This is a genomic window from Mesorhizobium sp. WSM4310 (assembly GCF_007003935.1).
Lineage (GTDB): Bacteria > Pseudomonadota > Alphaproteobacteria > Rhizobiales > Rhizobiaceae > Mesorhizobium.
In genome coordinates this window covers 38,751-47,052 of record NZ_VFTA01000041.1, presented here as the reverse complement: position 1 = coordinate 47,052, position 8,302 = coordinate 38,751, and the positions used below count along the sequence as shown (strand labels likewise).

The following is an 8,302-nucleotide window of genomic DNA, read 5'->3' as shown; positions in this document are numbered from 1 at the left end:
CACGTCAAAGCGCACGTCGGCACGACGTATAAGCGCGCCCTCCCTCGAAAAATTCTCGGGATGGACCAGCCCGTCCCGGGCTGTCTCGCCAACCCTGAAGCCTTCCGGCGGACGCTCGCCTATCATCCAGAGATCGACAATCAATGGAGACGGCGATGCGCAAACCACGAGACTTCGACGCCGAACTGAAGGCGCTGGAAGACAAAGCGCGGGAGCTCAAGACGCGAAAGGTGCAGCAGCTTGGCGAGCTGGTGATCGCCACCGGCGCCGATCAGCTCAGCACCGACGAATTGGCCGGCGCACTGGTCGCAATTGCCGAGACGAACGAGGCAGCAAAGCGCGAGGCATGGGCCAAGCGTGGGGTGATGTTTTTCGAGAACCGGTCCAGGCGAACTGCTCCGACATCTCAGCGCAACCCTCGCAGCACTCCAGCGCAACCGGGCGGCCCACACTCGCCGGCAGGCGGCACAGGCTCGCAATGACATGAGGACCTGGCAGGTCGAGCGCCGCAAGCGCACCCGACATCTGATCGAACTCGGCGGTCTCGTCGTGAAGGCGGGCATCGTTGAGCTCACCAATGACGATCGCGCTACCATCTATGGAGCGCTGCTCTGGATCGCCGCCAAGCTGCAGAGTCCCGAAGGCGAGCAAGCACGGGAATTGTGGGCCGAGAAGGGAAAGGACGCCTTTGTTGTCGAACAGTATGGAGGGCAAGAGGATGAGTAAACGTAGCGTTGGTCGGCGCGATAATGGGCTGCGCAAATTCCGACCAGCTTGCAGCGCCTGCGGTGCTCCGGCCGTCGGCGCTACATTGTAGGGCTTCGAATGTCTCGATCGGGGCCGTATCCGGACTGTCAGGTTTCGGCCGGCATCTGCGGCAAGCTGCCGTTCTGCAGCCGACCTCATTGCGTTCATTAAGATCGGCCAGCCCGCCGCCCGAAAGCGACCATATGTTTATATCACCACCGACTGGTCTATGCTCGCCGCAGGCGGAATGACGGCGAGGGACCGGTGGTGGCGAATTGGATCCAGACGGATGAGGCGGAGGATGTCGCAGGATCGATCCGCCACGCTATACGCACCGCTCAGTTTGTGGGCGAGGATTCCCTGGCATGGAAGTGGGTGGTGATAGCGTTGCATTCGGCGCTGCAGGGCGCGTGCGTATGTCATCTCACTACGACTGCGGGACCGGTGGGGGCTGTCACCGAGCGCAACGCCGGCGAATGGCTGGCCTACTTTGAGGACTCTCGCACCAATCCGAACGCGAAACGGCCTAAGACCCATTTGATGAGTCTCCCAGACCTGCTTAAATCCGTGAGAAAGCCTTATTCGGCAGGGGATAGCAGCAACGCTGCCGGTGTAGCGATCAGCGATTCTGAATTGAATTGGTTGAGCCGGTTTCACCGGGAGATTCGGAACCAGTTCACACATTTCGGGCCGATGTGCTGGTCGATCGAGGTGTCGGGAATTCCTGAGATTGCGAAGCTGGTCGCGCGCATCATCGGGGAGATGCTCGGAATTGGTTGGGCATTCCGCCATCAGGATTCTGCGCAGCGGGAAGAGATGCAGCGAAGTCTCCATACCTTGGCTGTGCTCGAATGGCCTACCTAGCCGCCGATCACTGCGCTTTCGCCGATGGCCGCCTCGTCGGGAGCGCCTCTTGAAAGCTGCCTGCCAGCTTTCCAACCCTACCCAGTAGTTCAGGGTCGCGTCGCGCGCCGCGATCGGCGACTAGCGGGAGTCGACCCCAAAGTTGCCGTTGGAAACACTTCCGTCGCCGCTCGAAACCTGCCGTTTGTTTAGTTTCCGCCGGACTGCAGAGCTGGGCCGTCCGCGGACTAACCGGACTTGAGACCCCGGAATTCAGTATTCACGATAGACCCGGCACCTTTCCGGCCCTTAGGTCCTCCCAGCTAACCACCAGAATGAGTTCTGATCCGCTGCTATTGCTGGATACCAGAACTTTTTCAGTCACGTTGTCCACCACCGGAATCCAAGGCATTGAGGGAAGGATCCCTACGGCGATCTCGCCGCCTGCGCCGATGCAGACGCAAGGGTGCTTCTCTCCACGCTTACGGGCAGCTGCAATTTGTTGTTCGAGCCAATCCCAGTCATGGCCCTTCGATGCCATGGGTGCCAATGTGTGTGCGAGTTGGGGGTGCCAACTATCAACGATCCTCGGGATTTCTATCAGCAGCTTGTCGATCAGGATCGCTGGGCTCAGTTTGTCGATAGCCGCCAAAGCGGCATCCTTCCCTGCGGTCAAAGGCACCTGATCGCCAAAGCTTGCCGTGATAGCCTTCGTGGCCGCGCCGGAATCACGGCCATCGCCGGTTGCCGCTACGACGGACCATTTCAGCCAGTCTCGCGCCTTCGCCACCGCCAGTTCACGAAGAGATGCGACCTGTGGATTGTCCTGCCTTGCATCGAACTGCGGATCGAAAATGGGGTAAGCCTGCCAGCCGGTCGCGAATGCCTCGCGCGCGAACTTCTCGTGTTCACCAATAAAGGCTCGCAGGATCCAGTCAGCGAAGGCTGAGACGGAAGCGAATGCCTCTTCTCCGGTTTCGCATTGATGCACAGCAATAGTGGGTGGGGCCTCATGCATGTCTGCGGCAGACATATAGCGTAACGCCACCTCCTGGAGCATGGCGGCCATATCGACTTCGGCCCAAAAGGAGCCGGCCTGCAGCAGGCGTTGCTGCTCCGGTTCGGCGTTCGTCATCTGGGCGGAGAGCGAGCCAAAACGCCCGAGGAGCAATCCCAATCTGAACAAAGCCGAGAAAGTCCACTGACCGTCGATGAGCGGCGGTGCCGATGCAATCTCATCGAGCAGAAGCACGCCGAGGATCGGATGGCGCCAGTCCATGCCTGGTCTGGCGCAGCTAGACATGAAATTCCGCATGCGATCGACATGACGAACGGCATCCCGCGCATAGTCACCCAAGAAGCCCCAGAAATCGACCGAAACCGGCATGATGTGACGATCCAGCGTCAATCGCGGATAACGCCAGCGCTCAATACTCCTGATGCCTTCCCACCCTTGGCCCAAGACCCATTCCGGCGAGCCATATCCTTTCAGATACTCGACGGCAGCGCCCCCGTCGCATGACAGCCAAGCCCAATACGCGGATAGTTCGTCTGTCCGACCATCCGACAAGATGTAATCGGATATGAGCGACCGGCTGTTCTCCAGAAATCCTTCGCTTTGCGCCCTCTCCAGAAAACTGAATGGGTTAACGACACCAACCAGAATCAGATATGGCGAGTCGGCCATTCCCGGGTAGAGATGGTTATAGGCCACGATCGCGAAGCCGGAGCCACCGGAACGCTCCGCCTCGCGGACCATCAGGCTGGCAGCGGTCGAGCACACTGCATGGATGTCATCTTCGTTCAGATCTGGCGATGGTGTTAAGGATAGGGTTGCCGTCACGATGCCATTGGCATTCAAGCCTTTCTGACCGATCGCGCTCCAGGCAGCTGGGATATGCACGACCAGCCGAGGATTTTCTTCGCCGTCCTCGAAACGAAGACACAGAACGCGGCGCCGGGACCAACAATTGAGTCCGGTGACGGCATGATCGAGAAGCGTCGAGAAATCGCGCGACACGATCACCATCATGACATCGTTCGCACTGGAGAAAGGAATGTGATTTAGCGCTTCATGCTCATAGGCCATGATCTCTGTCACCGCCTCGCGGGCACTCCCATTCTGATTCTTTATTTCGAACAGAATGAACCGGGAGGACTCCCGCGTGCAGTAGAGCAGGTCGACAAAGAGGCTTTCTCCTTTCTCACGAGAAATGCTGCGATTGTTGTTGCTGATCAGCTCAAGGGCATATAGCGATCCCAGCACATGCTGGGCAGCCCTGAGATTTCCCAGCCGCGTCAGATAATCGATGGGAAAGGGCGGCTTGAATTCGGGCGATTCGTATCCAGCCAGCGATTCGCGGACCCTGGCGGCGCCGATAATGACGTCCCGTAATTTGTCCTCCCCTATGACCGACTCGAGCCAGTCCTGAACATGCTGCTCTTTGCCGAACTTCGGTTTGTCTGATTGCTCCACCCGGCACCCCACTCATAATATCTAATGCATTTTGGTATCATCGGTGGTTTTTCTCCCTGCTGCTATGGCCACGAATGCAAATCGGCGCATCGCTGGTAACACGCGCCGAATCCATTGAATGTTCCCAGAATTCTGGACGCCCAAAGCATTCATAATCTGCGGCCAGCGGCTCTGTGGGAATACCGGTGTCTCGATTTAGGCTGCATTGCAGGAACTACCAAAATGAGGGCGCGTTGGAGCCAAAGTGAGGTCGTGGCCTGAATGCCGGCTTTCCAGAAGGGTCACCCGAGACCTGCCTTTCCGCTTTCCGCCCCATTGCGGTCGCTGTCGTCTACCCGGCCGGCGGGAGACTGTGCATGGCTGATAGGGGCCGGAAACAGAATGGCCGCTATCAGGCACCTGATATGCTTAGAGTGGACGCTACTCTGCATCGAGGCTGGTCGTAGGGAACAGAAACAGAATGATTTGAAGGCACAAAATAGGTGGCGCCGCGAGAGATTCCCGTTCACCTCGATCTGCACTGTATGAATGCGGTCTGGCATCATCGGACGGTTGGAAGCTGGCCGAACTCTGCCTGCAGTTGGCGCTCGGTCCGAACGTTCGCTTGAGCTGGGACTTCGTCGGCAAATGCAAGCGGGGCGGGGCGAGTTGTTACTAGGCGCCTCAAAATCCTCTGCGGTGGCTTCAGGTGGAGCCGCTGGGCGACCATGGCTGAGTTGACCTCGATCCAATCGCAACGCTGAAGATGCTTATGCAGCTTGTCGCCGTCGTGGCCGCGGAAGTCCTGCATCCACGCCGCCACTTCGCGAGGAGTCCGGGCGGCGCCGAACCACTTGCATTCGACGACCACCCAAGTCGTTCCGTCGACGCTGACTGCCAATACGTCAATCTCGCCGAGCTTTTTGCTCGCCCCTAGGCGCGTCATCGGAATCGACTCATGCGGCCTCCAACCTCCTTCGGTGAAGATCTCCGCGACCTTACTTTCAAACGCGCGCCCGCGGCGGGCGACCTCGGCATCAATATAGGCCTTAGCTGCGGCGGTACGCAGTTTGGCCTTGTCCCATATACCCATTTCCAGCAGCAGCATCGCGTACTCAGTCCCCATTTGGACTTGGCGAACACCGAACATGATCTCCGGGTCATCTTCGTTGCCTAGTACCAGAAGCGGCCGCGTCATGAGCGATAGCCTGCGCTCGAAGAACCATGGGAATACGTCGCTCGGCGCGAAGCCCGGAGGCGGCGTATCCCACGCAGGCCGCGTAAACAGTCCGAAAGCGGCGAGGAAGCGATCGAATTCGTCGCTGCTAATGGGATTCCCCAACCGCCCAGTCATAGGAACGATAGCTGCGGTTAACTCGGACCGTCGTAAGCGAGTGACTTCGGAGGATCGCTCAGCGGCGATGCTTTGCAGTGCGAACGAGATAACCACGATAGCAGAAGTGGTCAGGCCGATCTCCTCTCGGACCGCATGTTCGAAGGCACCGCTATCTCCCTCCTCCTCCTTTCCAGACGACAGCAGGTCATCTTGATGGCGCTCGATCCATTCCGTGTCGTCTTGCGGTGTATCGAAGAGATCCGAATAGCGTTCCTCATCTATGGTAACAGACTCCTCGAGGCACGCCTTGAGGTATTGTGTCATGAATGCCTCGGCTCCGCCGCCATAAGGCAGGATCGAACCGTCCGGTAGAAATGTGAGCTCTCCCTTTATGAGCCTGCGCTGTGCGGCGTCGCTGAACTCGGCCGTATGGACGAGCGCCGCTACCTGCGCTGCGATAGCGTCGATATCCGACAGCCCGGGCCGACGACCGCCAGTCATCGGACATGCACAGAGCGCCATCTCGGCCACCACGCGATAGGTTCGGAAGGCATGGTCACGCTGGCTGGCACGACGGACGCCAAGTTGTGGATCATCCGTGTAGGCGACGCGCCGTGCCCGCGCGCCGCGCTCATCGTCGACCCGATGCCTGTGCGCCGCTTCGATCAATCCGAGCGCAAGGTGCAATGTCTCGCCTCGATCGAGGCTCGAAAGGCGGTCGCGGCACGTCTCCCAGTGCACGTCCACAGCAGCGTTGAGAATGACATTGACCTGCCCAGCATCGCTGATCGGCGTCATGGGCGGCGCGACGGTGAGGCGGTGGCGGCCAATAAGACGCTCGTCCATCCAGCGGCCTGCAACCGCGAGGTCGGGTGTTTGGAGCGGGCGGTAGCGGGTCTTGTCTGTCGTAAGATCGATGGCGAAGGCCTGATCGATGTCGCGGGTGATGTGGATCATCTTGAGATCCGGATTGGCAAGTATCTCGCGCGCCCAATTTAGCGCGTCGACGGTTGTTGCTTCGCCGCGAAGCGTCAAGATGCCCTCCAAGATCCAAGCCAAGACCTGAACCTCAGCCGCGTTGTCCACGCGGACCATGCGCTCCATGAGATTAGCCGGCAGAGCGATCCTCACCTCCGAGCCGTCTGGGCTATAGAAGAACTGCGCAGTGTCCGGACCGTCGGTGATCGTCATCGGTATTGGAAGCAGCGTCACGAGAAGTGGCTTCGCGGTTGCTGAGAGCCGCCCTCCCACCTCTACGGTGGCGCGCGACAACCATTCCAGCACGGCCTGCCAGAGAAGAAGAAGAAACTGCCGGTCTTCCACGTCGGCAGGTGGGCGGCCAACGGATACCCACCAGGGGCCGTGTTCGTTTTCAACCACGCCGACGAGTGTGCCGGCCGCGATGGCCATGTGATCGTTGTAGATGGGCGACTGCGGATCCGGCGCGCTATCTTCGTCGTCAGGATATCGTTCGACAATGCTCAACTCACCCCAAGGGGTAGGGACACCATGTGTGCACCATGCATCCCGCACCCGGCGGACCAAGGGCGCCACCAACGCTGTATCGCCGATCAACGCGATTCCGCGCATATCGGCCAAAGCCGGCGTGAACGTAGATCCGAAGTCTTCCCAAACGCTCCAGTAGACGATCGGGTCGGGCCACAGCTTGATAATCATGCCGCGATCCCTGAGCTCGCGAAGTTCGGCCAACATCTTCCAGAATTTGAGCAGTTCGAATCCAGGCGCCCGAAGCAGCATCGAAAACGAGTACGCGCTCATGGATACTACAAACCACCTCGGCCCGAGGTCAGGCAGATCGTCGATCTGAAGACCCCACCCTGGCGAGTTATGCACGACCAGTGTCAGACCGGCGTCAGTTCCGTCCCCCTCCTCAATTTCGTCGTGCAACTTGCGGACCAGCCGGCTGAGCGCAGACGCTAGCCGACTGCCGCCACCCAGCGGTGGTGGCACGGCATTGTCGCGCGATTTTGGCCACTTTGCCTCCAGGACGAGTAAATGCGCGTGCTTGTCGTGATCGAATTCCAACGCCAGTGCGCGCTCCTCGATGGACTTGCTCCAACCCGGATCGCCGATGGCAACGTCGCGCCCCGGAAGGGGTTTGGCGTGCGCCCGCGGCAGATCTACCCCAAGCCAGCGCGCCATATCGCGCAGGTATAGGCTCTTCGCGAGCGATGGACCGAGCGCCAGCACCATGTGTGCAATGGCTGCGGCCACAAGGCCGGGCGGGCTCAAGACCTGGACGCCACCCTCCCATTCTATAAGCGGAGAATTTTCCAGATCCGTCGCGCCGAACGGTTGCTCGAGCAGATCAGGCGTTGGCTGAAGGACGAATCTCTTGAGATGCGCGGCCTCGATGCCAAGTGCATTCAATTCTTCGGCGCGAAAAGAGGTGAACGCGCCAAGCTTGAACGCGTGCCGCGAATTTGGCCGGATTGACGCTCTCGGCTGGCTCTCTTCGAACGCGCCGGCCGGCAGGCCACACCGAGACGCAACGGCCTCACTGAGGCAAAGTAGTGCCATGACATCGCGTACAGCCGTGGCGTCTGCGACGTTGTCCTCTTCCTGTTGGGCAGTGTCGAGCAGGCGTTGCAGATGAAAGCCAGCTCCAGTGTAAATGCCGGGAAATATCCGGAAACCCGACTGCGTCGTCCAGACAATGTCCACGAATACGTTTTCCGGTGGATCTTCGCTCAAAGCAGCGGGATGATCCGACATCGCTGCAAAGAGGCCCGTTAGGTCGTTCTTGACCGGCGGTCGCCGACCATTCGCCAGCACGAGCGCCCAGTGCAGCAGTGTTAGGATTCGAGCATGGTTAGCGAGATAGGCCGGCTCGAGCAGGATACCCGTCAGCATAAAGCGAAGCGTTGTGCCATCGAGCGGAGCTAGGAGTCGGGCAATGT

General features: G+C 59.5%; 5 protein-coding genes. 3 read left to right on the top strand and 2 right to left on the bottom strand.

Going from position 1 to position 8,302, the window contains the following annotated elements:
- Window positions 1–155: 155 nt before the first annotated feature.
- The 3 genes from FJV80_RS29760 (at window position 156) to FJV80_RS29750 (ending at window position 1,611) form a co-directional block, all read left to right on the top strand.
- A complete protein-coding gene (locus FJV80_RS29760) occupies window positions 156–482 on the top strand; it encodes a conjugal transfer protein TraD (protein WP_142878147.1) in 327 nt (108 codons plus the stop codon).
- Window position 483: 1 nt separating this feature from the next.
- Window positions 484–726, top strand: coding sequence for a conjugal transfer protein TraD (locus tag FJV80_RS29755; RefSeq protein WP_142878143.1), 243 nt, complete (start codon window positions 484–486; stop codon window positions 724–726).
- Window positions 727–1,014: 288 nt separating this feature from the next.
- A complete protein-coding gene (locus FJV80_RS29750) occupies window positions 1,015–1,611 on the top strand; it encodes a hypothetical protein (protein WP_246689084.1) in 597 nt (198 codons plus the stop codon).
- Between the two features lie 259 nt (window positions 1,612–1,870).
- On the opposite strand, the gene FJV80_RS29745 is transcribed toward FJV80_RS29750, so the two are convergent.
- Window positions 1,871–4,066: a hypothetical protein gene (locus tag FJV80_RS29745; protein WP_142878141.1), complete on the bottom strand. Its 2,196-nt coding sequence runs from the start codon at window positions 4,064–4,066 to the stop codon at window positions 1,871–1,873.
- 541 nt (window positions 4,067–4,607) lie between these two features.
- Window positions 4,608–8,255, bottom strand: coding sequence for a hypothetical protein (locus FJV80_RS29740; protein WP_185975286.1), 3,648 nt, complete (start codon window positions 8,253–8,255; stop codon window positions 4,608–4,610).
- Window positions 8,256–8,302 lie beyond the last annotated feature (47 nt).

Bases quoted from the DNA above. Each gene is read 5' to 3' on its own strand.
- FJV80_RS29740 (WP_185975286.1), bottom strand. From the start codon at position 8,255: ATGCTGACGGGTATCCTGCTCGAGCCGGCCTATCTCGCTAACCATGCT.
- FJV80_RS29760 (WP_142878147.1), top strand. From the start codon at position 156: ATGCGCAAACCACGAGACTTCGACGCCGAACTGAAGGCGCTGGAAGAC.
- FJV80_RS29755 (WP_142878143.1), top strand. From the start codon at position 484: ATGAGGACCTGGCAGGTCGAGCGCCGCAAGCGCACCCGACATCTGATC.